Raw genomic sequence first — 24871 nt, 5'->3', positions numbered from 1 at the left:
AATGTGAGCATTTCATAATCGCAACCTTATACTCGATTCGAGTATATTGTCAATCGCGGGAGATTGGCAGCTTAGCTCCGGCCAGATGACGCTCGGAAAGGGCGCGTTCCTCGACAATCGAGTAGCGGAAACGGAAGAGCTTTGCCGGGCGTCCGCCGGTTTCGCTGTGGCTTTCGCCGGTCTCTTCGACCAGATCCTGCTGTTCGATCAGGCGGCGGAAATTCTGCTTGTGCAGGCGCAGACCCGCCAGCGCTTCGACGGTGCGCTGCAATTGCAGCAGGGTGAAACTTTCCGGCATCAGCTCGAATACCACCGGGCGATATTTGATCTTGGCGCGCAGCCGCGCAATCGCCGTGGCAAGGATGCGACGATGATCGGCAAACATGGAGCGACCGTTCTCGTCTTCCTGCATACCGGCCTCGGCCACCAGACCGGCCTCGAACAGCAGCTCATAGCGTTGCAGCACAAGGTCTTCATTCCAGCGCCCGCTCCAATCTCCGCTCTCAAAGCCGAAGGTGAAGGCGATCCGCCGCATGCGCTGCGCCGTCAGTTCGGGCGTTTCTGCCCGGTAGGCCCAGACGAGCAGCGCGTTGTTGAGGTGTTCCATGATGGGCGGTTCGCCCTGGCGGTGATCTTCCCACGGCAGATAATCATACCAGCCGCGCCATCCCGCCTGCCCCGCAGCGGCGTCGCTTTCACGTACCAGGCCCAGATAGCTGATTGAGATGATACGCTCGCCCTGTGCATGTCGGTCCCGGTCTGCAAAGGTGTAGAGCTGCTCCAGATATCCGACCGGATGTGCGGTTTCCGACTGCACCCAGGCGCGCAGGCCTGCTTGCAAAGAGCGGTGCTCGCTCTCGAACGGACCGGATGGCAGGGCCTGCCCTCCCCGCACGGTCATGACGCGCGGCTGTTCGCCGGTAACAGCTGCCAGCACGGCTATCAATTCGGTATGGGCAATATCGTCAGTCACGGCCGCTCCAGAAAACACTTCCGGCATTGAACGTGATTGAGCAACGAATACAAGGCGCTGCGCGTTACCGGCCACAGCTTTCAGCGCTTAAGCCTTGTTCCCTGCTCCGAAAACATGTTCCGGCCCCGGAAAAGCGCGCGCCCGCACCTCCTCGGCATAGGCTTTGGCCGCATCGGACACCTCTGGCGCCAGATGCGCAAAACGCTTCACGAAGCGCGGCGTGAAATCCTGAAAAAGCCCCAGCATGTCGTCTGAAACCAATATTTGTCCATCGCAGGCAGCAGATGCCCCGATGCCGACCGTCGGGATGGCAAGCGATGCGGTGATCTCACGCGCCAGCGGCTCCACCGTGCCTTCGATCACCAGCGCAAAAGCGCCCGCATCGGCAATGGCCTGTGCATCGCGGCGGATTTGATCGGCCTCTTCATCGCCGCGTCCGAGCGAGCGGAAGCCGCCGACCGTGTTGACCTGCTGTGGCATCAGACCGACATGGCCGAACACGGGAATGCCACGCTTGACGAGGAAAGCAACCGTTTCCGCCATCTCCTCGCCGCCTTCGAGCTTTACGCCGTCGCAGCCGGTTTCCTGCATGACGCGCGCAGCATTACGGAACGCCTGTTCCTTCGATTCCTGATAGGAACCGAACGGCATATCGACGATAACGCAGGCCTTTTCCACCCCGCGCATCACCGCCTGCCCATGGGCGATCATCATGTCGAGCGTTACGGCAAGAGTGGAATCCATGCCGTAGAGCACCATGCCGAGCGAGTCGCCGACCAGCAGCAGGTCGCAATGCGGATCGAGCAGCCGCGCAATCGGCGTCGTATAGGCGGTCAGGCTGACGATGGGGCGTTCGCCCTTCATGGCGTGGATGGATTTAGGCGTCAGCCGCTTCTGTTTGACGGGTGCGCTCATTTCAGGCTGCCCTTTCCTGCGCGACATGTGCGATGACGCGGTTATCGAGAAGCCGGGTCGCGGCAAGACGAACGAACAGCGCAATGAGAACCGGGCGCCCCTGTACAGCTGTCAGGCGCTCCAGGGTTTCAGGGTCGCGCAACGCGACTACTTCGGACGTTGCCAGCGGCTCGGTAGCGATGAAGGCGCGAATTGCGGCTTCCAGCGCATCAGGATCATCCATGCCGGAGCGATAGAGGCGTTCAGCCTCATCGAGCGCTTTCGGCACGATGACGGCGGCTGCGCGCTGTTCTGGCGTCAGATAGACATTGCGCGACGAACAGGCGAGGCCGTCATCCTCACGCACGGTCTCGACGCCGACGACACGCACCGGAATGGCCATGTCTTCCACCATGCGGCGGATGATGACGAGTTGCTGAAAGTCCTTCTCGCCGAAATAAGCAGTATCCGGGCCGACGATATTGAAGAGCTTGCTGACCACCGTCGCGACACCGGCGAAGTGGCCGGGACGCGCCTCGCCTTCCATCTGGTTGCCGAGCGCGGGTACATCCACCACGGTCTGCATGGGACGCGGATACATGTCGCTGACCGCTGGCGCGAAAAGATAGTCGACACTGGCCCCCGCGCAGCAGAGTTGCGTCGCGCTCCAGATCCCGAGGATATTTGTCGAGGTCTTCATTTGCGCCGAACTGCAACGGATTGACGAAGATGGACACGACAGTCACATCGTTTTCCGCCCTGGATCGATGCACCAGTTCAAGATGGCCTTTGTGGAGATAGCCCATGGTCGGCACAAAGCCGATGCGTTTTCCAGCCCGCCTTGCGGGCGCCAGAGCCTGACGCAACTCCTCGATGGTGCGGATGATCTGCATGAGGTCCTCCTCGCGACCGAAATTTATTGGCCGCGAGTCCTACAGCGTCAGCTTAAATATGACAACTGCCGAGGCAAATGCCTTCCCGAATACCTCACTGCGTCGGAATCGTCACCGCGCCAACCGTATTGCCGACAGCACGACCGAAACGATCAATCTGCTCGTCATAGGTTTTGCGCGTATTGGGATCAAACACCGCAATCGGCGCAGTGACCACCAGCGAAGCCGCCGTCCCGACACCCTGCGCCGTCCCTATCGCGACTGCACCCAGACGATCGCCGAGACCGACCTGCGAATCCGTGATGGTCTGGCCCGCGACGAGACGCTTGCCGATCAGTTGCACGACTTCCGGGCTCGCGGCAAACTTGCCATGGTTGAGACGGTCTCCCGCCTTCAGCTGCGTCAGATCGATGACGGTAATGCCCGATCTTTCCAGTTCGGAACGATAGGGCTCGATCGACGGGTCTATCTGACCCAGACGGTCGATATTGCCCGAAATGCGCCGCGACAATGCAAGCGCCTTGTCGTCTCGCGAGGTGAACAATGTGAAACGGGGATGCTGCTTGCCCATGGCAAGAAACTGCTTCGAGAACACATCAACGTCGAGATCGGGTGAGGCCAGAATGACATCCGTGATCTTGGCATTCACACGACCGTCGCGAATAGCCATCTGCCGCAGGGCCTCGACCGTCAGCCAGCTGCCCATGGAATGGGCCATGACCGTGATATCCTTGACCTCGGGCTCGCGCACGATGGCTCGCAGAATCTGCTCCAGCGCATCGCGGGAATAGTTGGTGCTTTCCTTGTCGTAATTATAATCGAACACGCTGGCGCGCGACGGCCAGGTGAAAATGACCGGTGCTACATCGGCGCCCGAATCATGCACGATCTGCGCGAAGCGATAGACGGAATCCTCAAACGTATTGTTGAAACCGTGCACGAACACCATCACACGGCGGCTCTTGGTCAGGTGCGGACGAACCCAACCCGCCATTTCCACGTCCGTCTTGACCGGCGTCACGCTGACGGTGGTGAAATCCTTCTGCGGATTGGGCGGCAGCTTCTTCGGCCACTGCACTTCACCCGCCTTGCGGTTTTTCTCCGGGGGAATGGATACGACGATCTCATTGAGCGATACGAGTTTGTCGCGCTCGCCGGAGAAAAGAATGCCCGGGTTATCGGACGGGCGGCGGGTAGTCGCGACGACGAGGTTGACCTTCGTCGTGCCGGGAGAGGCAGTATCGCCGATTGGAACGAGCACACCTTCAGGGCGGCTGGCGCAACCGGTGAGCAGAGATACTAGAACAAGCAACGCAGGGGCAGACCAAGAAAAAATGCGCCGCAAAACCATACTCCCTAACACTACGCCAGCAGGGCTCTTACACCCGAATTTAGAAGGTTAACATATTCTTTACGTGAGACCTTCTGCCAAGCCCCCAATTATCCACCGTTGTCGAAAGACCGGCGGTTGCGGCTTATGGGTTACACACTGTTCAACAGCTGATACTTTCCCCGCGATCAGCCCTGCCCGATATATCCGCCAACAGCAACTCCGTTTCTGAAGGAGGCACACATATGGCATTGGAACTGACAGGGCTGCACCATCTGACAGCCATTACCGCCGATGCGCCCGGCAACCGGCGCTTCTACACCGACACGCTCGGGCTTCGGCTCGTCAAGAAGACCGTCAACCAGGACGACACCAGCGCCTATCACCTGTTCTATGCGGACGGACTGGCTTCGCCCGGTACCGACATCACCTTTTTCGACTGGCCGGTACAGCGCGAACAGCGCGGCACCAATAGCGTCGCCCGCACCGGCTTGCGCGTGAACGGGGTCGAAAGTCTTGAATGGTGGCGAAAGCATCTGACTGAGAAGGGCGTCCAGACGAGCGACATTTTCGAAGCTGCGGGACGGGCCGTTCTCGACTTCGAAGACCGCGAGGGACAGCGGCTGCGCCTGACCGATGACGGCGGCGCGGGTGAAGCGCATAGCTGGGCACGAAGCCCGGTTCCCGTGGAAAGGCAGATCAGGGGGCTCGGTCCGATCACGCTCAGCGTTCCCGAATTGGCGCCGACCCAGATCATCCTGGAAAAGGTGATGAACATGCGTCAGACCGGCGACTATGCTTCACCCGATGGCGAAGGCCATGTCCATGTCTTCTCAATGGGATCGGGCGGCCCCGCTGCGGAGTTGCATGTGGCCGTACAGCCGAATCTGCCGACCGCGTGGCAGGGTGCAGGCGCCGTACATCACGTCGCATTTCGCACACCGGATCAGGAAAGCATGCAGGAATGGGTCGAGCGCCTGCGGTCCGTTCGCATGCCGTCAAGCGGCGAGGTGGAGCGCTATTATTTCCGCTCACTCTACTTCCGCGAGCCGAACGGCATCCTGTTTGAAATCGCCACGGACGGCCCCGGCTTCGCGGTTGACGAACCACTGGAAAGCCTTGGCGAAAGCCTGTCGCTTCCGCCTTTCCTTGAAGGAAAGCGTGAAGCTATCGAGCGAAACCTGAAACCGCTTGATTAATATAAAAAGGGCTGCGGAACTCTCCGCAGCCCTTTTACTTATATCTTGTCTCGAAGCCAGTCGCTTGCGATGCGGATATCTTCATCGATGAGCGCATGGCCCGCTGCAACCGTGCTGACGGCAAGCGCCGCTCCATCTTCTCGCAGGACTTTTTCCAGCGTTCCGGCCTCGTCGCCAAAAGGATCGGAAGCACCTTTCATCAGAAGCACCGAAGCATCGGACAAATCCGCCCCTTCGGGCTGTTCTTCCAGAACTTCCTGCCCGCGCAGAAGGATCGCCGTGCGAACCACGTGCGGATGCAGGCGCATGAATGCGGCCAGCAGATTGGCGCCGTTGGAGTTCCCGATGAATGCCGTCCGGCCCGGATCGATGCCATAGGCAGCAACGGCTCCCTCCACGAAAGCCTGGAATGCTTCGGCTTCAAACCGGATGTCGGCCTGATCGAACCGCTTGAGGTCAAAGCGGCGGAACCAGCGCTGGATACCCTCTTCCGTGCTGCGTCCACGCACGCCTAGAAGGGTTGCGCGCGGCGCCACCTTACGGGCGAAGGGCATCAGGTCATTTTCGTTTCCGCCAGTGCCGTGCAGGAGCACCAGCGTGCTGCCATCGGCATCTTCCGGCTGGTGTATCCGGTGAATGAAAGGCAGGTCGCGGTAGATCACTCGCTCCTCGCCCGGCAGAGCGAATTGCGGCATCCGTACCCGGATCGCATCCGCCTTTTCCTCATTGCCCGGCGGCACGAACAGAAATTTCCCCAGTTCTTCAACCGGCTCGTCTATCGTGAAGCCCGGCGCATCGGTTGCAAATTCGAACAGCGTTCCGGCCGGTTCGCGCACATAGAGCGAAGTGAAATATTTGCGGTCGTGCACATTGACGGCACTGGAATTGAGCTTTGAAAGCTCCTTCTTCGCCCTTTCCACTTCACCCGCGTCAGCGGCACGAAAAGCAACATGGTCGGCGATGCCCGTACCCGGAATGCCCGGCCAGAAGCCGCCTGCGTCGCGCACATCGATGGCGTCGCCCGAATCCGACAAGAGACGCTCTATCGTGCCTTCTTTCGCCACGGATCGGAAACCGAAATGACGCTCGATGAAACGGGCAGTCTGCTCCGGGGTTTCGGACAGGACGGTCGCGGCCCGCAAGCGCCTGACCGCGAAAGCGGCCGGTATGCCCTCGCTTTCCCAGGCATCATTGGCCGCAAGATCGCAGCCGACCAGCTTCACGATCACTCCGTCAGGATCGCGCAGGCGCAAGACCGGTTCGCCGAATTCCTGCACCGGCCCTTCGGACGGCACATGATAGCGCAGCGCGCGTTCCAGCCAGAAACCGATGGCAGTTCGATCTATAGCCAGTGCAATCTCGCCAACCTGTCCGTGACCGACGCGCCCCCGGGAGCCATCCTCCCAAACCAGAAACGTGACCAGCGATCCGGGTGTGCCGGTACGATCCCCGTAGAACAGGTGGAGCTGCTCGGCATCCTCGAATCCACCTGTCTGCTTGACGATGCGCAGCCCCAGAAAGCCGACGTAGAAATCGACGTTCGCCTGCACTTTTCTGGTGATGAGGGTGATGTGGTGGATGCCGCTTGTCATGGACGCTTCTTCCCAATTTCAGAACCTGGACCAGAAATAGAGTAGAGGCCGCGGCTTGCCTATGGGCTTGCGCGGTTACGCATTGTCAACGCATCAGAACAAATAGGGGAAGCTGAAAAAGAAAAAGGCCGCGCGGGAGGAGGATGCGCGGCCTGATCTTGAATACGGCTTGGGAGGAGGAGTGCCGTATTCCTTATCGAGTTCTGGGAGGAGGAGTGAACTCGATGAAGAGATGTTTACCCGGCACCTCCCTCAGCAGCAACGACCATTAATGCATATCAGTTATGCAAAGACGTTGACGCTCAAGAAAAAGGCAAGGCCCCTGGAGCGGTTCTGTTTTCACAGGTCCGTTCAAAACCACTCTAACCAATTGTTTTCATGAAAGTGCCCACGCACATAAGACACCGGTTTCCGGGCGTTTATAGAAAGTGAGCGATCAGAGGCGCGGCCAGCACATTCACCAGTCCTACAAGCACCATGACCAGCCCGGCAATGGAACCTTCCTCACTGCCGATCTGATGCGCCTTCGCGACACCGGCGCCGTGGGCGCCCATGCCGAAAAGGGCTCCGCGTGCCAGCGCCGAGCGGATGGGCAGCCAGTTGAGCATAACTTCGCCCATCGCCGCGCCAAACACGCCGGTGAGCACCACAAAGATGGCAGTCAGATCCGGCGTGCCGCCAATGTCGCCGGAAACCGTCATCGCAAATGGCGTACTCATCGAGCGGGGCATCAGGCTGAGGCTGATAGCTTCGTTGAGTCCCAACAGATGTGCCAGCCCCCATGCGGAAGCCATTGCCGACGAACTTCCCACCACCACCCCTGCCAGAAGCACCGGCCAATAGCGGCGGATCGTGGCACGCTGCTGATAGATCGGGATTGCAAAGGCAACGGTTGCAGGTCCCAACAGCGCGACCAGCCAGTGGGTGGCGCTGAAATACCCGCGATAGTTCTGGTTGAGCCCGATAACGAGCGCCATCAGCAACAGGGGGGTGACGGCCAGCGGCGTCAGCCACCACAGGGGAAAACGGCGATAGACGCGCTTGGCGGCGAGATAAAGCAGGATCGTTGCGGCGGACCAGAAAAGCGTCGCTACAAGCGGGTTACTTAGCGACATAACGCAGGCTCCACCGGTAGCAGAGGTCCACCGTCAATGCGGTGACGCTCATCACCGTCAATGTGCCCAGCAAAATCACGGCCATGATCTTGAGGCCGAGCAGGCCTATCAATTCCTGATGCTCGAGGACCGCAAGAACCGCAGGAACGAAAAAGAGCAGCATCTCCGCGAGGAACCACTCCGCCCCGCGCTTCATGCTGAAGAGGCTGATGCGCCCGCTCAGAAGGAGAGCCAGCACCAGCGCCATGCCGACAATGCCACCAGGAAGCGGGAGGCCGACCAGGCGAACGAAGAACTCACCCGCCAGCCAGAAGCCAACCAGCGTCGCAATCTGCATCAGGCGGCTGTGATGCAATGCGTAACGAAACCGGATCAGGAGGCTGTGGGCGTTCATGTGCTTTCCAATAGGAACCGAGGCATTTTCATCGATGAATATAGGCTGGGAGGCGCTATTCTAGAAATGAATTGATTTCATTGCAGCTATTCCGTAATAGAATGGCTCATGAATTTGCGCAGCTTTCAGGCTTTTGTCGAAGTGGTGCGGCAGGGCGGCTTTTCCGCTGCCGCAAAAGCTATCAACGCGACCCAATCGACCGTCAGCAAAGCGGTCAGGCAGCTTGAAGACGAATTGGGACTGGTCCTGCTTGATCGTGAAGTTTCGCCCTCGCGGCTCACTGCGGCGGGCGAGATCGTCTTCCGTCGCGCGCTCGCGATGCTGGCGGAAAAGGACGACATGTTGGCCGAACTCAATGAATTGCGCGGCCTCAAGCGCGGCCTCCTGAGGCTCGGGCTGCCGCCCATTGGCTCCAGCGTGCTTTTTGCGCCCGTTTTCGCAGCCTATACGAAGCTTTATCCGCAGATCGACATTCAACTGGTCGAGCACGGCAGCAGAAGGCTGGAGGAACTGCTGCTGGCGGGCGATGTGGAACTCGCGGCTTCGCTTCTGCCGGTTGGAGACAGTTTCGAATGGCAGGATGTGCGATGCGAACCGGTTGTGGCGCTGCTCCCCGCCGATCACGCGAAGGCGCAGGACGACGGCGTTTCGCTGCGCGATATCGCCAGCCTGCCTTTCATTCTTTTCGAGAGCGGCTTTGCCCTCAATCATATCATCCTCGATGCATGTCGTTCGCATGGGTTCTCTCCGAACGTGGCGGTCCGTTCCAGCCAGATCGACTTCATCGTGGAACTGGTGGCAGCGGGCATGGGGATCGGCTTTCTGCCGAAAATGATCGCGGAACAGCGGCATCACCCCGGCGTGCGCATTCACAAGATCAAAGGCGCGGACGTGAGCTGGCATCTGGCGTTGATCTGGCGGAAAGGTGCATTCCTGTCTCACGCGGCTCGTGCATGGCTCGAGCTCAGCAAAGCCCGAACCGGCGCTGCATCATCTTGAAACACCCGTCATATCGCCTATCTCAAATAGACATACCGACTGGATAAGTGCCTTCGGCACCACTTCAGCCATAGGCCCGTGTGTAGAATATTGCTCTACCCACCCGTTTCAAAGCGCATGACGCCTGAAACCGCCGACGGATTTCTGCTCTGCGCGTCATCAGAAGGAGGCTATGATGGAAGGTCAGGTTATATTCTATAAGGACGACAGGATACTTTACCGGCACCATATCGACGTGCAGGAAGACGATTATTCAAAGGGCGTCAACGATGCGCTCATTGCCTTTCAGCGTAACTATGCTGGCTTCGACCTCGCAAGCGACAACATTCACATCCGTTTCAAGAAACCGGGCGATGTGTAGGTTTTGGAGGTTTCCTGCGGATCGGTTCAGGGTCGCGTTTCCAAAAGAACAACGACCCTGACTTGTTCACGCGAAAGCGGCTTCGCGAGCAACGCGATGAATATCTGTACGGGAAAGCCCCAGATCGGAAAGCTCGCGGTCTGTGCAGCCGCTGAGTTCGCGAACGTTTTCGCGATATTGCATCCAGCGATGGAAGTGGGTACGAAGATTCATTGTGGTATCCCCTTTTTTTATCTTCCTCCCGAGTGTGAGCTTCCGCCTTCCTGTGCCGTTTGAGAAGTGCATTTCCTGCATGGCAGCCGTGATCGCAGCGAAATCCCAGCATTTCCACCGGATTTCAATTTCTTCCGAGAAATAGTCTCCAAATATCGCATTCATTATGTAATTCTGGTTTTAGAGATGCCCGCTATTTCACAGTCGGCCGTGGTTCGTTCTATTTTGAGTTGGAGTGCATGAAAAAGACCTTGATCATCGTCGGCAACGCGCCTTTGCCGCGCGATCTTTCTGCCGAAGTGGATGCAGCGGATTTTGTTGTCCGTTTCAATGAACCCAAACAATCAATCGGCATGAGTGGCACCCGGACGGATCTCCTGATGCTGGCAACCTCCAGCAAGCCCATGCAGCGGCGTCTGCGCGATCCCGGCTTCGTACAGACACCGACCTTCAAGGCGGCCAAGGAAGTGATGCTGGCCTATCATCCCAGCATCATCCGCAAATACCACCCCCGCCCGAATTTCCTTTCCCGTCTCAAGGGACGGCGCGGTGACTGGACCATGCAGACCATTGAGGTTGTCGGTTCTGCCGGCAAGGAAATCCGGATCATGCCGCCCCAGTTCTATCTGGCCGGGTGCAAAGAGCTGGGCGTAACCGAAGAGAACATAAGCAAAGTCTTTCCAAGTACTGGTTTTTTTGGCATCTGGTACATGCTCGAAAAGTGCCCGCAGGAAAGCTGGGACGTGAAAATCTGCGGCTTCACCTGGGAAGGATGGAAACGTCACACCTGGGGGGATGAGCGCAGCTGGGTTGAGCAAAAGGTAAAGTCCGGGCGTATCAGCCTTATTCAATGACGCTGCACATACCTATAATTTTCGGCAGAAGGCGTGAGAACGATCACGAGGCAATCGCTTTAAAGGAGCATATGAATGAGTGAACCGTTGCGCATTTTCATCGGGTGGGATTCTCGCGAGCCCATCGCATACGACGTCGCCAAAGCATCGGCGTTGAAACATTCTTCTATTCCGTTGGAAATCGTGCCGATCAAGCTGCAGGATCTTGTGGAACAGGGAGCCTACACGCGAGAAGTCGACCCGCTGGCGTCGACTGAGTTTACCTATTCGCGTTTTTTCACGCCATGGCTTGCGGGCTATAAGGGCTGGGCACTTTTTTGCGATTGCGACTTCCTTTTCCTCGGCGATATTGCTGGCCTTCAATCCTATAACGATCCTTCGAAAGCCGTTTATTGCGTTCAGCATGATTATCAGCCCAAAGACAGCGTGAAGATGGATGGCAAGGTGCAGACCAGCTATCCGCGCAAGAACTGGTCTTCCTGCATGCTGTTCAACTGCGAGCATCCTTCGACGCGCAAGCTGACGCCCGAACTGGTCAACCGCGAAAGCGGGGCCTATCTGCACCGTATGCAGTGGGCTGCTGACGATGAAATCGGTGCATTGCCGACGGATTACAACTGGCTTGAAGGCTGGAACGAGAAGCCGGAAACCGGACTGCCGAAAGTCGTCCATTACACGCGCGGCGGGCCGTGGTTCAAGGACTGGCAGAACGTCGACTACGCGGATCTGTGGCGGGCGGAAGCCGATCGTGTCGAACCAGGCTGGCAGCCTGTCTGATCTGCAAAATTCCTGGAGCTTTTCCATGTGTTCCAAGGTAAATAGGGACCATGAACGAAACGCGTCCTGACATTACCGCGAGTGACGGCCCGCAGAGGGCCGTCAAGGCTTTCATCATCCATCTGGAGCGCGCCACCGACCGCCAGCCCCAGGTCGAAGCGCTTATTCGAAAGCTGCCGATTGAAACAGACGTCGTCAACGCTGTCGACGGCCGCACGCTCGATGCGCAAACGATCAGCCGTGTCTATCGGCGGTCGGCACACAAGCCCCGCTATCCATTTCAACTCAGCACTAATGAAATTGCCTGTTTCCTTTCGCACCGGAAGGCCTGGCAGGCTATTGTCGATCAAGGGTTGGACGCAGGCCTGGTGCTGGAAGATGATGTGGAACTGACGCCGGAATTTGCCGCAGCCTATTCCGCCTCATGCCAGCTTCTCAAAGCCCACAGTTTTATCCGCTTTCCCTTTCGCGAGCGGGAAAGCGGCCGGGTGGTGCTGACGACGGAAGGGGTACGCATCATCGAGCCGGTGCCGGTCGGCCTCGGCATGGTGGCGCAGCTTGTCGGGCGGGAAGCCGCGCAACGGCTGCTCTCGGCAACCGAAGTCTTCGACCGCCCTGTCGACACCACCGCGCAAATGAACTGGGTAACCGGGCTGAAACCACTGTCCGTCCTTCCGGGCGGCGTGAAAGAAATATCCGTGCAGCTGGGCGGCAGTACGATCCAGAAATCGCGTTCCCTGCCAGACAAGCTGAAGCGTGAAATCTTGCGCCCGCTCTATCGCTGGAAGATAAAATCGCGCTCGCGCGCAGCTGTTTGAGGTTCTCGTGCCCGTTCCGATTCTTCTTTATCACCAGATAGACGTGCCGCCGACGCACCGCGCCCCCTATCGCAGCATGATCGTTCATCCGGATCGCTTTCGCCAGCAGATGGCGTGGCTGAAAAGGCTGGGTTATCGCGGCCTGTCGGTGCGGGACGCACTGCCCTACATCTACGGCAAGAAACAGGGCAAAGTTGCTGTCATCACCTTTGACGATGGTTTCGAGAACGTCTTCCGCAACGCCCTGCCCGTGTTGCAGGAGTTCGGCTTCACCGCCACAAACTATTTCGTCGCCAACCAGATTGGCGGTTTCAATCTTTGGGATCAGAAGATCGGCGTCGCGCGCGCCACCTGCATGAGCGTTGCGGAATTGCGAGAATGGGCAACGCTCGGGCATGAAGTTGGTTCGCATACGCTCGACCATATCTTCCTTCCGGACGCGAGCGAAAAGGACGCCATAGCGCAGATTCACCAATCACGGACAAGGATCGAGGACGTGCTCGGCAGCGAAGTCACGTCTTTCGCCTATCCTTACGGTGGAGAAAACGCAGCGACACGCAAGATCGTCGAAGCGGCAGGTTATACAAACGCGACGACGACGGAAAAACGCCGCGCAAGACCAACTGACGATCCGTTCGGCATTCCACGCCTTACGATCAGGCGCAATGATATGTTGCTTCAGTTCCTGCGTAAGACCTTTACGTGCTAATGCGGCACTTCGGTCCCGCCGCCGGCTTTATATCTCGCAAATCGGCCATGAAGCCACGTTCAACGAGACCGGCAGGGCCTGTGTATTGCAACGAGCCTTCGTAAACGAGTGACAGGTCATCCGAAAAACGCTCGTTTTCAACGATTGCCCTGTAATGCTCGGCCCCGCCCGCGTGGCTCTTTTCCGAGGCGATACGTTTGAATTCGCTGACCGAGAGCGATGAAAACCGATAATGGAGAAGAGCCCCGGTAGCGGGTAGAAAATTACGGAAACACGGTCCGGGCCCGTGAATGCTGCCTCGGCGATAATCCGTTTTTCCGTCGACCCAAATCAGCGGGAATTTTGAAAGGCGCATGCTGCGTCCGAACAGGCGCAGACGCGGTCCACCGCGCACAGCTACGCCAAACTTTTCCGGCGTCACCGTATAGCCGTCGCCATCGAAATGTGAGGACACCTCGAATGGATATCTGGTCCCATCATCGACAAAAACCCCTTCGCGCAGCAAACCGCCGGGATACATATCGATCATCGGCGCCAGGCATCGGCGAATTCCATTCTGCTCCAGTTCCTCGATAAACGAGCGGATATTCCGCTGCTCCATTCTCGGAAACACGAAGAACTCATCGGCATCGACAGACAGATACCAGCGTCCGCGCCCATAAAGATTGAACAAAGCATCGCGCCAGGCACGGCCGCGGTCGGCCTCTGCATAACGGATGCTCGAGGAGTACAGATCCACATCAGGGGCGCTGGATAATATTTCGGCCGTACCATCGTCCGACCGGTCGTCAACGACGATGAAGCGCGTAACACCCATCTCGCGATAATAGCGCAAAAAGGATTTGATGTAGGCTGCTGCATTGCGCACCACGCAAACGAGCGGCAGATCATCGGGCTTCAAAGTCTGGAAGCTTCCAGCTGTGGCGATAAGATTTGCCTTGTTTTTTCGGTTTGGAACCGAAAGCTGCACATGACGCCATAGCAATCGCAAATGTCGCATCGGGGAAGCGCCCCAATAGGCGTTCCAATCGCCAGTGTTTGAGGCTGGATAGTTCATCGCCGAGCGCGTTGATTTCATGCAAATGCCGCGTTTTGTGTTGGATGCTGGAAACAGCTGGCGATTTTTGGCTGCTTATTCAAGCAACTCTACGTCGAAACCAATCACTCTGCGCGATATTCCGATATGGTTCGTGATGACAATGGTTGTCATTATTGCCAGTGTCGAGCCTACTTGCTTGATTTCAATCAATGCTGCTTCATTCAAACGTGGCAAATTGCCCATCAATGCGCCATGGACGGCAAGTGCCAAAAGCGCTAGTTAGGGCACAGACTAAGGAGCGCATTATGGACTATCGCCGTTTTTTCGAAGAAGCGATCGACCAGTTGCACGCCGAGAAGCGTTACCGCGTTTTTGCAGATCTTGAACGTATTGTCGGACGTTTCCCCCGAGCTATCTGGCGCAACAATGGCACTGCCCGCGAAATCACCGTCTGGTGTTCGAATGACTATCTTGGCATGGGCCACCATGCCGATGTCATCAAGGCTATGTGCGACACAGCAGGTAATGCTGGCTCAGGTTCCGGCGGAACGCGCAATATTTCCGGCAATAACCACCCGCTCGTCGAACTGGAAAACGAACTCGCTGATTTGCACGGCAAGGAAGCCGGACTCGTTTTCACATCGGGCTTTGTCTCCAACGAAGCCTCGATTTCCACGATTGCCCGATTGCTGCCGAACTGTCTTATCCTTTCTGACGAGTTGAACCATGCTTCGATGATCGAGGGCGTGCGCCGCTCGGGTGCGGAGAAGAAGATTTTCCGTCACAATGACGTCGAGCATCTGGAACAGCTGCTGAAGGCTGCCGATCCTGCGCGCGCAAAGCTGATCGTGTTCGAATCCGTCTATTCCATGGACGGCGATATCGCGCCGATCGAGAAGATCGCCGATCTGGCCGATAAATATAATGCCATGACCTATATCGATGAAGTTCATGCGGTCGGCATGTATGGTGCACGCGGCGGCGGCATTACCGAACGCGATGGCCTTGCACATCGCATCGATATTATCGAGGGCACGCTTGCCAAGGCTTTCGGCGCGCTCGGCGGTTACATTACCGGCTCGCGTGCGATTGTCGATGCGGTGCGCTCCTACGCACCGGGCTTCATCTTCACCACTTCCCTGCCCCCGGCAGTCGCTGCAGCCGCGACGGCTGCGATCCGGCACCTTAAGACCTCGCAGGTGGAGCGCGACGGCCAGCAGCGTCAGGCGCGGCGCGCCAAGGATGTACTTTCTGCCGCCGGTTTGCCCGTCATGTCGTCGGAAACCCACATCGTGCCCATTCTGGTCGGCGATCCCGAGCTTTGCAAAAAGGCCAGCGACCGCCTGCTTGAAGTGCATGACATCTATATCCAGCCGATCAACTATCCGACCGTTCCGCGCGGCACCGAAAGATTGCGCATCACGCCGTCGCCCCTGCATGATGACGCCTTGATTGACGGCCTCAAGGATGCACTTCTGGAAGTGTGGAACACGCTCGGCATCCCCTACGCCGAACCCACTGTCTCACAGCCCGCCAGTTCCGAGCGGATCATTCCGCTGATGGTCTCCAAGGCCGGCGGCTGACAAGCAGGATCATTGGAATAAAAGGCCGGTTCAACCGGCCTTTTTGCTGTCTCAGAAGATGAGCGTGGCCGCGAGAGCCGCAAGATAGAGCCCCGCTCCGAACCACAGATGCGTCACTATACTCCATCCCCGGGCGGCCCAGGGCTTTGGCGTCTTTCGTGCGGCGATCCCCGCCCCCATGCCGGGCTGCATGACAAGGAATGGAGCAGCAACGGTCAACAATCCGAAGGCTAACGCTGGCAGGAGCTTCGGCGATGCCATCCACTCAAGCCCGCCAGCAGCAACCAGACCAGCCGCAAACAGCACGCCGATGGCGTAATGAACACCCCAGCCAAGAAGTTTCTCTCCTCGAACCGGCGGGCTGGCGGTGATCCGCTCGTGCACGAAGCGCCCTTCCAGCATATGACCGAACCAGCGTCCCACCAGCCCATAATCCAGGCTAGCAACGCCGAACAGCCGCGCTCTCGCCATCGTCCAGATATCCGTTATGAGTGTCGCTCCCACTCCAATGAAAACGATCTGCAAAACAAGCATTTACCTTTCCTTTCCACTTGCGTGGATCATTGAAAAGGCGGACCATACAAGTTAAAGCCGACTTGAGGTCAATATGAAAGATATGGACATTGCGGAAGTTGCGAAAGTGACAGGCATTCCCGCATCAACACTGCGATACTATGAAGAAAGGGGGCTGATCGCCTCACACAGCCGACGGGGTTTGCGCCGCGTTTTTGATCCCAGCGTCGTGACCAAGCTATCCCTGATCGCCCTCGGACAGGCGGCTGGTTTTTCGCTCGATGACATTGCGGGCATGTTCGGCCCCGACGGCCAGGTTTCGATCAGTCGCGAAACCCTGTCTGCGAAGGCGGATGATCTCGACCGTACAATCGCCCATCTTGCGGCACTTCGAGATGGGCTGCGGCACGCAGCGACCTGTCCCGCTAAAAGCCATATGGAGTGCCCGACCTTCCAGCGTCTGATGAAGGTGGCGGCAGGCCGCAGCCCCCGCCCTTCACCCGGGAAGCGATGAGTTCAACGCTTTTCGATCCAGTGCACAAGCCGCCTTGCGGCCTCTTCCACCTGTTCTGGGTCGCGGCAGAAGCAAAGGCGGAAGAACCCTTCGCCACCAAGGCCAAATGCGCTGCCTGGCGCCAGGCCAACATTGGCATTGTCCACCATGTCGATAGCTGCCTTGACCGAATCCTCGACGCCGTCCACGCCGAAGAACAGATAAAATGCACCCTGTGGAGGAGTGAGGCGAACCTTGCCTGTCGCCAATAGCGCGGCGCACAGGCTATCGCGCGTGGAACGGGCGCGCTCAACCTGCATCGAAATGAAGGCGTCGCCCTCATCGAGAGCCGTAACGGCACCACGCTGCATGAATTGCGCAACGCCCGAATTCGAATACTGGATCAGGTTTTCAATAACCGGCCCCAGCGACGGATGCACAGTCATCCAACCAATACGCCAGCCCGTCATCGCCCAGTTTTTGGAGAAGGAATTGACAAAGATGATGCGGTCATCCGGCTCCATAATATCCATGAAGGAGGGAGCACGACCGCCGCCATAATAGAAGTGGGTATAAATCTCGTCCGCAATGATCCAGAGGCCCTGTTTGCGCGCCAGATCAAGAATGAATTGCAAAGTTTCCCGATCCGCCGTCCAGCCGGTAGGATTGGATGGGGTATTGACGAATAGGGCCTTTGTGCGGGGCGTGATGGCGGCTGCAATCTTCTCCGGATCAAGCATCCAGCCGTTGTCCCCGAATTCCAGTTCGACCGGGACCGGCGTGACGCCAGCAAGACCAGCCGCACCGACAAAATTGGGCCAGGCCGGGGAGAGATAGATCGCTTCTTCACCTGCTCCAACGGTTGCTGTCAGCGCCATTTCGATGGCATGCATACCCGAACCGGTGACATAGAAATTCTCGGGCTTTAGAGCCAGTGGAAAATGCCGCGCATGATAGCGAGCCAGCGCTTCCCGCAACTCCGGTATGCCTGCCTGCCAGGTATAGAAGGTCTCTCCGTCAGAAATGCCTTTCTGGGCCGCGGCACGAATGAAATCCGGTGTAGAAAGATCGCCCTCGCCTACCCACAGCGGAATAAGTCCTTCGCGTCCGCGCCCATGATTGGCGACCGCCACAATCCCGCTTTCCGGTGACTGGGCTGCTTCCCGACGAAGATTGGCGATGAGCGTCATGATTTCCCCGCGTTGGATCTGGATTTTGACTTCGTGCTTATCAAGGCCCGGTAGCGAAATCACGCGGCTTTTTGTGATGGTCTGATCAAACGCATTTATGGATCAAAGGAAACGGGGCCAAAAGGCCCCGTTTCATCCATCAGTTCCTGGTCAATCAGGCTTTCTGCTTTGCCAGAAGATCGCGGATTTCGGTCAGCAGAACCTCTTCGCGGGGTGCTTCCGGTTCCGGCTTTGCTTCTTCCTTCTTCTTCATGCGGTTCATCGCTTTCACCACCAGGAACAATACCCACGCGATGATAAGGAAATTGATGAGAAGAGTGATGAAGTTGCCGTAGGCGATGGTCGCACCGGCGTCACGGGCAGCTGCCAGCGTGGTCTTGGGTTCACCTGCCAGCTGTATGAACATGTTCGAAAAGTCGATACCGCCGGTGATAAGACCGATGATCGGCATGATGATGTCATTGACGATGGAGTTGACGAGGCCGCCGAACGCCCCGCCGATGATAACACCGATGGCCAGATCGACCATATTGCCCTTCAGGGCGAATTCCTTGAATTCCTTGAGCATTGCTGTCTCCCTCACGAACGCGGACCGCTTGGGCCGTCCTGCCGCGGTGGCGTTCGTCAAATCAACCTGGGCACCAGAAAAACTGGCAGTGGATGGCAAAGCCGTTTTCCACAAGTGGAACCGAAAGCGCTTTGTCATTTCAAACGCAGTCCTGAAAAGGGCCCTGCACTTTCAGGATCACACTGTCAGTTTGTAGACGAAAATTACCAAAGAAAAGATAAAGCGGCAGAAACGCACCGTTTTCGATCAATAATCTTGCGCGAGCGCACTGAAAGTGCTTGCGTCATTCGTGATCGAGGAGTGAGGGAACAAGCCGGCTATGCAGGGCTGGGGTATTATTGGCGCCGCCTTTTTGTATCTGCTGCTGCTCTTTGCGGTAGCCAGCATCGGCGACCGGCGCACGTCGCGCTGGAACAGTGCCCCGCGCCCATATATCTACGCGCTCAGCCTGGCCGTCTACTGCACATCCTGGACGTTTTTTGGCTCTGTCGGCTTGTCGGCGCAGCGCGGACTTGAATTTCTCGGCATCTATATCGGCCCCATTCTCGTCTTCACGCTCGGCAACCGTTTGCTGCGGCATATCGTTCGACTGGCGAAATCCGAACACATCACATCGATCGCCGATTTTCTCGCTGCCCGCTACGGCAAAAGCTTTGGTGTCGCGTCACTTGCGACCTGCATCGCAGCCGTTGGCTCGATTCCCTACATCGCGCTCCAGCTCAAAGCCGTTTCCGGGAGTGTCGGCCTCGTCATGGAACATTACGGATCGGCCGTCGATCCGTCAGTATTCATATTCGGCGATATTTCCCTGCCCGTCGCCGCTGTGCTTGCTGTCTTTGCGATTCTCTTCGGCACGCGCCATACCGACGCCACCGAGCACCAGAACGGCCTCATTCTGGCGGTGGCCCTGGAATCGGTCATCAAGCTGTGCGCCTTCCTAACCGTCGGTTTTGCCTGCACTTTCTTCCTGTTTGGCGCTCCGTCGCAACTGATCAACCAGATATCCCAGTCGCCGGAGGCGCTGGAAGCGTTTCACTATCAAACGTCCATCGGCACATGGATCGTGCAAAGCGCACTCAGCGCCGCGGCCATCATCATGCTGCCGCGCCAATTCCATGTAACCGTGGTGGAAAGCCGGAGTGAAAAGGAACTGCGAACCGCCTCGTGGCTCTTCCCGGTTTATCTGGTGCTCATCAATATCTTCGTGTTTCCCATCGCGCTGATCGGCGTGATGACACTCGGAGGCAATGTCAGCGGAGACCTGTATGTTCTGGCTCTGCCGCTGGCTGCTGGTGCTCACTGGCTTGCCCTCGTGGCCTTTCTCGGCGGGTTGTCGGCGGCAACCGCGATGGTCATCGTCGCCTGCGTCGCGCTTTCGATCATGATCTCCAATCATCTGGTGCTGCCGCTTTTCATACGGCGGCTGGCCAAGCAACAGGCAGCAGAACAGCGCGACCTGACCAAAATCATTCTGAACACCCGCCGCCTCACCATTATTGGCATTCTGGCGCTGGCGTTTGCCTATTATCGCTTCACCTCCAACAATATCCACCTGGCTTCGATCGGCTTCGTTTCCTTTGCTGCGATTGCCCAATTCGTGCCTGCCTTCATTGGCGGGCTGTTCTGGCGCAATGCCAACGGACGCGGTGCCATGCTGGGTCTTTCGACCGGCTTTCTGGTCTGGGCCTACACTTTGCTGCTACCCACCATGGCGCCGGAAAATGCCGCCATTTTGCGCGATGGTTTTCTCGGCTTTACCGCATTGCGCCCGGAAGCGCTTTTCGGAACCAATGCTCTTCCCCTGACCAACGGCGTGGTGTGGAGCCTTGCGGCCAATACGCTGTTCTACGTTCTTGGTTCCCTCTCGCGCGCCTCGACGCCGCTGGAACGCATTCAGGCCAGCATCTTCCTGCCGCGTTATGTGATCGGCACACCGACCCTGAAGCGCTTTCGCACGACTGTCACCGTCGCCGAACTGAAAGCCACCATGGCGCGTTATCTCGGCGCCGAACGCGTGGAGCGCGCTTTCCTTCGTTTTGAAGGAAGGGAACAGCGGCGGCTTGATCCCGGCATGACCGTCGATACGCCTTTGATCCGCCATGCGGAGCAACTGCTTGGTACGGCAGTCGGCTCTGCATCGGCGCGCCTTGTCCTGTCACTGCTGTTGCAAAAGGGCGATGCGTCCGGCCGCGATGCGCGACAACTCCTGGACGATGCTTCAACGGCCTTGCAGCAAAACCGCGACCTGCTGCAAACCGCGCTCGACCAGATGGAACAAGGCATCACGGTTTTCGACAAGGACTTGAGGCTCACCTGCTGGAACCGGCAGTTCCGCAAGCTTTTCGATCTTCCCGATGAGGTGATGCAGGTCGGGATACCCGTTTCCGAAATCGTGGAACAGCTGCATCGTCGCGGCGACATATCTTTCACCGGCCAGAACAGCGCCATACGCTCGCTCGCGGCTGTGCGCCGTCCATGGCGCATCAATATGAAATCCACCGGCAAGGTGCTGGAAATCCAGTCCAATCCCATGCCTGATGGGGGCATCGTCGCGACATATACCGATATCACGGCGGCGGTTGAAGCGGATGTCACGCGCCAGAAGGCGGCTGAGATGCTGGAGCAGCGCGTGGCGGATCGCACGGCGGAACTGACCCGCGTCAACCAGCAGCTTGCCAAGGCGCAAGCCGCGGCGGAAGAAGCCAATCAGGGGAAGACGCGATTTCTTGCGGCTGCCGGGCACGACATTCTGCAACCGCTTAACGCGGCAAGACTGTACAGTACCGCGCTTGCCGAAAGACTGGGGCGTTCCGAAACCAGCGAATTCGCACGCAATATCGACTCCTCACTGGAAGCCGTGGAAGCCATTCTCGGTATGGTCCTGGATATTTCACGGCTGGACACCGGATCACTCAAACCCGAACTCTCGGTGTTTCGTCTCGACAAGCTGATGAGCCAGATTGCAACCGACTTCACACCGCTTGCAGCCGCCAAGGGGCTGAAACTGCGCGTTGTCCCGTCAAGCATCGTCGTCAAGACGGATCGCAACATGCTGCGGCGCCTGATCCAGAACCTCGTCTCCAATTCAATCAAGTATAGCCGCAGGGGCGGTATCTTGCTCGGCGTCCGCCGCCGCGGTTCCTTTGTGGAGTTGCAGGTGCTCGATACCGGAATCGGCATTCCTCCGCAAAAGCTGAAACTCGTCTTCCGCGAGTTTACCCGGCTCGATGAAGGAATGCGGGAAGCGGAAGGCCTTGGCCTTGGCCTTTCCATCGTTGACCGCATCGCCAGGCTCTTGTCGCTGCCGCTCGCGCTGGCTTCAACGCCCGGCAAGGGGACGATGTTCACCCTGCGCATTCCTGTCTCGCAGGAAAAGGTGCCCGCTGACGAAGTGAAGAACCGTCGCGGGCTGCAACGGGCGCTGGAACTGACGGGGCTCGATGTTCTCTGCATCGACAATGACGCCAGCATCCTGTCGGGAATGGAAACGCTGCTTCGCGGATGGGGGTGCCAGGTTACGACACTGCGCAGCGGAACTGCGCTGAAATCGTACTGCACCGACCATTCCCGCCCGCCGGATGTGATCGTCGCGGACTATCATCTGCTGAACGAAAACGGCCTCGATATGATCGGTTTTGCCCGCGAAACGTTCCAGACCGAAATACCGGCCATCCTCCTGACAGCCGATCGCTCCAAGGAAGTGCGCCAACGCGCTGAGGATGAAAACGTCACTGTCTTGCACAAGCCGCTTCGTCCCGCGGCGCTCCGTTCGCTGCTATCGCATTTTCATCATGCGAGGCAGGACAATGCATCGGCGCAGAATGCCGCTCAGTAACGGACTGTCCGGAACATTTCCTGTTTAAAGGCGCCTCGCAAATGCTCTATCCGATTGTCTCCCAGTTTCGGGAGACGTGCTCTAATCCGTGTTTAGCGCATCATTGCCGATGCGCGACAGGAGAATGACCGCCTGTGTGCGGCTGTCGACCCCGAGTTTCTGCAGCACTGCTGAAACATGCGCCTTGACCGTGGCTTCCGACACGCCAAGCTCATAGGCGATCTGCTTGTTCAACAGCCCCTCCGCCAACATGGTCAGCACGCGCGTCTGCTGCGGCGTCAATGTGCGCAACCGCGCGATGAGCGCCTCGATTTCCGGGTCGTGCGCATGATCCAGTTCAATGTCGGCGGGTGTCCAGATATCGCCAGCCAGAACAGTGCTCATGGCCTCGCCAATGGTTTCCATGCTGGCGGATTTCGATATGAACCCCGAAGCACCGAGCTCGACCGCATGACGGATCGTCGCCGCATCGTCGGTTGCCGAAACGATGATGATTGGAAGTGCGGGCTGCAAGGCCTTCAACGTCACCAGACCGGAAAGCCCAGTACCGCCCGGCATCGTCAGATCCAACAGCAGAAGGTCGATATCCTCTCGCTCGCCGACCAGTTTCTTTACGGCGTCGAAATCGCCAACTTCGATGATTTCCACGCTTTGCGACTGTCCGGAAAGGACCTGTCTCAATGCCCCCCGGAAAAGCGGATGATCGTCAGCGATGATAAAATGCATGTGCCTCGCGCGCCATTGTTTCAGGTCTCCTCCCCTCGCGGTGCAGGCCAATCAGCCAATCACTCCGTTTTATGCCGTTTTTTGGCTCGGGCAACCAAAATTCACGTTGCTAATCCCTTTTCGCATTACTCATTGCCGCCATCTGGCCGCATTGTATGTTAGGTTATGCGCTGAAAGTAACATAAGAGCGGCCCGACCAGCGAAATGGGGGGACCAAAAGGCATTTCATGACGCGCAATACGCTTTATCCCGAAATCCAACCGTTCAAGGAAGAGATGCTGCAGGTCTCTTCGCTGCATCGAATCCACGTCGAGCAATGCGGCAACCCGGACGGCAAGCCGGTCATCATGATCCATGGCGGCCCCGGCGGTGGAATCACGCCGACGATGCGTCGCCTGCATGACCCGGAGCGCTATCGCATAATCCTGTTCGACCAGCGCGGATGCGGCCGTTCCACCCCGCATGCGGAATTGCGCGAAAACACGACCTGGGATCTTGTGGCGGACATGGAGCATATTCGCGCGCATCTCGGCATCGACAAGTGGCAGGTGTTCGGCGGCTCATGGGGAGCGACCCTCGGCCTTGCCTATGCGCAATCCCATCCGGATCGCGTTGCAGAACTTGTCCTGCGCGGTATCTTCATGGTTCGCCGTTTCGAAGTCGACTGGACCTATTCCAACGGCGCAAGCATTCTCTTCCCTGATCACTTCGAGGCTTATCAGGAGCATATACCGGAAGCAGAGCGCGGCGATATGATCGCTGCCTATTACAAGCGCCTCACCGATCGCAACCCGCAGGTGCAGCTTGAAGCGGCTCGACGCTGGGCGCGCTGGGAAGGCTCGATCATTTCGCTTCTGCCCGATCCGGCGCGTGTCGATGCCTTCGGTGAAGACCAGTACGCCATCGCTTTTGCGCGTATCGAATGCCACTATTTCCAGAACCGTGGCTTCCTCGATTCCGACGACCAGCTTCTACGGAACGTCGACCGCATCCGGCATATTCCCGGTGTGATCGTGCACGGCCGCTATGATGTCTGCACGCCGTTCATCAATGCCTGGCAGTTGAAGAAGATGTGGCCTGAAGCCGATCTCAAAATCGTCGAGGACGCCGGACACGCCGTTACGGAACCCGGTATCACCCACGAATTGATAGAGGCGACAAAGCGTTTCGCGCAATAGGGCGAAACGCACCCACATTTGCTGGAAATGCTCAATGAAAAGGCGCCGTGCGGCGCCTTTTTCCTTGCTGTCAGGTCCGCCCGCCCGGAAGGGTTCCGTTGTCCGGTTTTTCCGGCTCGCTGTCGAAACTTTTCGCTATATCCATAAAGCGCCGCATGAACCGTTCCATATAGCTCATGGATTGCTCAAACTCCTGCTCCGTCGGCAAGCCCGAAGCAGTACTTCCGCCTTTCCCTTCAAGAGCGGAGACCTTGTCCTCAAGCTTCTTCACGCGATCCTGCAGGCTGGCAATGTCGTTCTCATAAGCCTCACGATCTTCGGTCGCCATCTTGCACACGAGTTGTCCCTGCTGCTCCACGCAGGTCGAGATCGCGCCGGTTCGGGTGTCCAGACGGACATAGCCGTTTTCCGTCCCTTCCAGCCGATAACGTCCGTTTTCCTGCGCCAGCGCATTGGCCGGGGCAAGTGCTGAACCAAGAACAGCAACAGCAGCCAGATTGCGGACCATCAATGTCTTTCTGTTCAACATAAGGCTATTCCCTTCAGCTTCTCTTTGAGGTGTCCCCATCATATGGGACGTTTACGACGAAAATCGAACATGCGGGACTTTGATTTCCGAAGAAAT

The 24871-nt window shown here is 57.8% G+C and carries 24 protein-coding genes and 1 pseudogene; 11 read left to right on the top strand and 14 right to left on the bottom strand.

What is annotated here, in order from left to right; all coding sequences use genetic code 11:
• Positions 1 to 49: 49 nt before the first annotated feature.
• From OINT_RS01820 to OINT_RS01805, 4 genes and pseudogenes are all read right to left on the bottom strand, one after another.
• Complete coding sequence (locus OINT_RS01820; RefSeq protein ID WP_025089709.1) at positions 50 to 1000, bottom strand: NUDIX hydrolase; 951 nt, start codon at positions 998 to 1000, stop codon at positions 50 to 52.
• Positions 1001 to 1060: 60 nt separating this feature from the next.
• Complete coding sequence (gene panB, locus OINT_RS01815; RefSeq protein WP_006466081.1) at positions 1061 to 1888, bottom strand: 3-methyl-2-oxobutanoate hydroxymethyltransferase; 828 nt, start codon at positions 1886 to 1888, stop codon at positions 1061 to 1063.
• Between the two features lies 1 nt (position 1889).
• Positions 1890 to 2760 (bottom strand): annotated as a pseudogene (panC, locus tag OINT_RS01810) (pantoate--beta-alanine ligase).
• Between the two features lie 94 nt (positions 2761 to 2854).
• The gene (locus tag OINT_RS01805) at positions 2855 to 4111 is read right to left on the bottom strand and encodes an alpha/beta hydrolase (protein ID WP_036564886.1); all 1257 of its coding nucleotides are present in this window, start codon (positions 4109 to 4111) and stop codon (positions 2855 to 2857) included.
• Between the two features lie 224 nt (positions 4112 to 4335).
• Here OINT_RS01805 and OINT_RS01800 point away from each other — a divergent pair, with 224 nt between their 5' ends.
• Positions 4336 to 5289 (top strand): ring-cleaving dioxygenase, encoded by a 954-nt coding sequence (locus OINT_RS01800; protein WP_006466078.1) that lies wholly within the window; start codon positions 4336 to 4338, stop codon positions 5287 to 5289.
• A 38-nt stretch (positions 5290 to 5327) separates the two neighbouring features.
• Here the strand turns inward: OINT_RS01800 and OINT_RS01795 are convergent, their stop codons facing one another.
• From OINT_RS01795 to OINT_RS01785, 3 genes are all read right to left on the bottom strand, one after another.
• Complete coding sequence (locus OINT_RS01795) at positions 5328 to 6881, bottom strand: VOC family protein (RefSeq protein ID WP_006466077.1); 1554 nt, start codon at positions 6879 to 6881, stop codon at positions 5328 to 5330.
• Positions 6882 to 7300: 419 nt separating this feature from the next.
• Positions 7301 to 7996 (bottom strand): LrgB family protein, encoded by a 696-nt coding sequence (locus OINT_RS01790; protein WP_006466076.1) that lies wholly within the window; start codon positions 7994 to 7996, stop codon positions 7301 to 7303.
• Positions 7983 to 8390 (bottom strand): CidA/LrgA family protein, encoded by a 408-nt coding sequence (locus tag OINT_RS01785; RefSeq protein ID WP_006466075.1) that lies wholly within the window; start codon positions 8388 to 8390, stop codon positions 7983 to 7985. The genes OINT_RS01790 and OINT_RS01785 overlap by 14 nt, the downstream gene beginning before the upstream one ends.
• Positions 8391 to 8498: 108 nt before the next feature.
• On the opposite strand from OINT_RS01785, the gene OINT_RS01780 reads away from it, so the two are divergent.
• On the top strand, positions 8499 to 9389 hold the full coding sequence (locus OINT_RS01780) for a LysR family transcriptional regulator (RefSeq protein ID WP_006466074.1): 891 nt from the start codon (positions 8499 to 8501) through the stop codon (positions 9387 to 9389).
• A gap of 175 nt (positions 9390 to 9564) precedes the next feature.
• Positions 9565 to 9750: a hypothetical protein gene (locus tag OINT_RS01775; protein WP_021586234.1), complete on the top strand. Its 186-nt coding sequence runs from the start codon at positions 9565 to 9567 to the stop codon at positions 9748 to 9750.
• A 66-nt stretch (positions 9751 to 9816) separates the two neighbouring features.
• Here the strand turns inward: OINT_RS01775 and OINT_RS23745 are convergent, their stop codons facing one another.
• On the bottom strand, positions 9817 to 9963 hold the full coding sequence (locus OINT_RS23745; RefSeq protein WP_022568352.1) for a DUF1127 domain-containing protein: 147 nt from the start codon (positions 9961 to 9963) through the stop codon (positions 9817 to 9819).
• Between the two features lie 239 nt (positions 9964 to 10202).
• On the opposite strand from OINT_RS23745, the gene OINT_RS01765 reads away from it, so the two are divergent.
• The 4 genes from OINT_RS01765 (at position 10203) to OINT_RS01750 (ending at position 13121) form a co-directional block, all read left to right on the top strand.
• On the top strand, positions 10203 to 10817 hold the full coding sequence (locus tag OINT_RS01765; protein ID WP_006471050.1) for a glycosyltransferase family 29 protein: 615 nt from the start codon (positions 10203 to 10205) through the stop codon (positions 10815 to 10817).
• 75 nt (positions 10818 to 10892) lie between these two features.
• Positions 10893 to 11594: a hypothetical protein gene (locus OINT_RS01760; protein WP_006466070.1), complete on the top strand. Its 702-nt coding sequence runs from the start codon at positions 10893 to 10895 to the stop codon at positions 11592 to 11594.
• A 50-nt stretch (positions 11595 to 11644) separates the two neighbouring features.
• Entirely contained in the window at positions 11645 to 12412 is a 768-nt protein-coding gene (locus tag OINT_RS01755; protein WP_006466069.1) for a glycosyltransferase family 25 protein, read from the top strand.
• A gap of 7 nt (positions 12413 to 12419) precedes the next feature.
• The gene (locus OINT_RS01750; RefSeq protein ID WP_006466068.1) at positions 12420 to 13121 is read left to right on the top strand and encodes a polysaccharide deacetylase family protein; all 702 of its coding nucleotides are present in this window, start codon (positions 12420 to 12422) and stop codon (positions 13119 to 13121) included.
• Here OINT_RS01750 and OINT_RS01745 read toward each other — a convergent pair.
• A complete protein-coding gene (locus OINT_RS01745; RefSeq protein ID WP_006466067.1) occupies positions 13111 to 14199 on the bottom strand; it encodes a glycosyltransferase family 2 protein in 1089 nt (362 codons plus the stop codon). The two genes, OINT_RS01750 and OINT_RS01745, sit on opposite strands and share 11 nt — an antisense overlap.
• Positions 14200 to 14465: 266 nt before the next feature.
• Here OINT_RS01745 and hemA point away from each other — a divergent pair, with 266 nt between their 5' ends.
• Positions 14466 to 15743 (top strand): 5-aminolevulinate synthase, encoded by a 1278-nt coding sequence (gene hemA, locus OINT_RS01740; protein ID WP_006471053.1) that lies wholly within the window; start codon positions 14466 to 14468, stop codon positions 15741 to 15743.
• 51 nt (positions 15744 to 15794) lie between these two features.
• Here the strand turns inward: hemA and OINT_RS01735 are convergent, their stop codons facing one another.
• Positions 15795 to 16277, bottom strand: coding sequence for a DUF2938 domain-containing protein (locus OINT_RS01735; protein WP_006471054.1), 483 nt, complete (start codon positions 16275 to 16277; stop codon positions 15795 to 15797).
• A gap of 73 nt (positions 16278 to 16350) precedes the next feature.
• Between OINT_RS01735 and OINT_RS01730 the strand changes: the two genes are divergently transcribed.
• A complete protein-coding gene (locus OINT_RS01730; RefSeq protein WP_006466065.1) occupies positions 16351 to 16770 on the top strand; it encodes a helix-turn-helix domain-containing protein in 420 nt (139 codons plus the stop codon).
• A 2-nt stretch (positions 16771 to 16772) separates the two neighbouring features.
• Here OINT_RS01730 and OINT_RS01725 read toward each other — a convergent pair whose 3' ends face one another.
• The gene (locus OINT_RS01725) at positions 16773 to 17939 is read right to left on the bottom strand and encodes a pyridoxal phosphate-dependent aminotransferase (RefSeq protein ID WP_021586244.1); all 1167 of its coding nucleotides are present in this window, start codon (positions 17937 to 17939) and stop codon (positions 16773 to 16775) included.
• Between the two features lie 154 nt (positions 17940 to 18093).
• Positions 18094 to 18507, bottom strand: a complete 414-nt coding sequence (gene mscL / locus OINT_RS01720) for a large conductance mechanosensitive channel protein MscL (RefSeq protein ID WP_006471056.1) — start codon at positions 18505 to 18507, stop codon at positions 18094 to 18096.
• 319 nt (positions 18508 to 18826) lie between these two features.
• Between mscL and OINT_RS01710 the strand changes: the two genes are divergently transcribed.
• The gene (locus OINT_RS01710) at positions 18827 to 22342 is read left to right on the top strand and encodes a PAS domain-containing hybrid sensor histidine kinase/response regulator (protein WP_006466062.1); all 3516 of its coding nucleotides are present in this window, start codon (positions 18827 to 18829) and stop codon (positions 22340 to 22342) included.
• Between the two features lie 81 nt (positions 22343 to 22423).
• Here the strand turns inward: OINT_RS01710 and OINT_RS01705 are convergent, their stop codons facing one another.
• Positions 22424 to 23068, bottom strand: a complete 645-nt coding sequence (locus tag OINT_RS01705; protein ID WP_006471057.1) for a response regulator transcription factor — start codon at positions 23066 to 23068, stop codon at positions 22424 to 22426.
• 227 nt (positions 23069 to 23295) lie between these two features.
• On the opposite strand from OINT_RS01705, the gene pip reads away from it, so the two are divergent.
• Entirely contained in the window at positions 23296 to 24246 is a 951-nt protein-coding gene (gene pip / locus OINT_RS01700; RefSeq protein WP_006466059.1) for a prolyl aminopeptidase, read from the top strand.
• Between the two features lie 70 nt (positions 24247 to 24316).
• Here pip and OINT_RS01695 read toward each other — a convergent pair whose 3' ends face one another.
• Positions 24317 to 24775, bottom strand: a complete 459-nt coding sequence (locus tag OINT_RS01695) for a hypothetical protein (RefSeq protein WP_036564891.1) — start codon at positions 24773 to 24775, stop codon at positions 24317 to 24319.
• Positions 24776 to 24871: the final 96 nt, after the last annotated feature.

The sequence above is a fragment of the Brucella intermedia LMG 3301 genome, assembly GCF_000182645.1.
Lineage (GTDB): Bacteria > Pseudomonadota > Alphaproteobacteria > Rhizobiales > Rhizobiaceae > Brucella > Brucella intermedia.
Note: the sequence above shows the minus strand (reverse complement) of the source record. Positions and strands in the feature narration are given on the sequence as shown.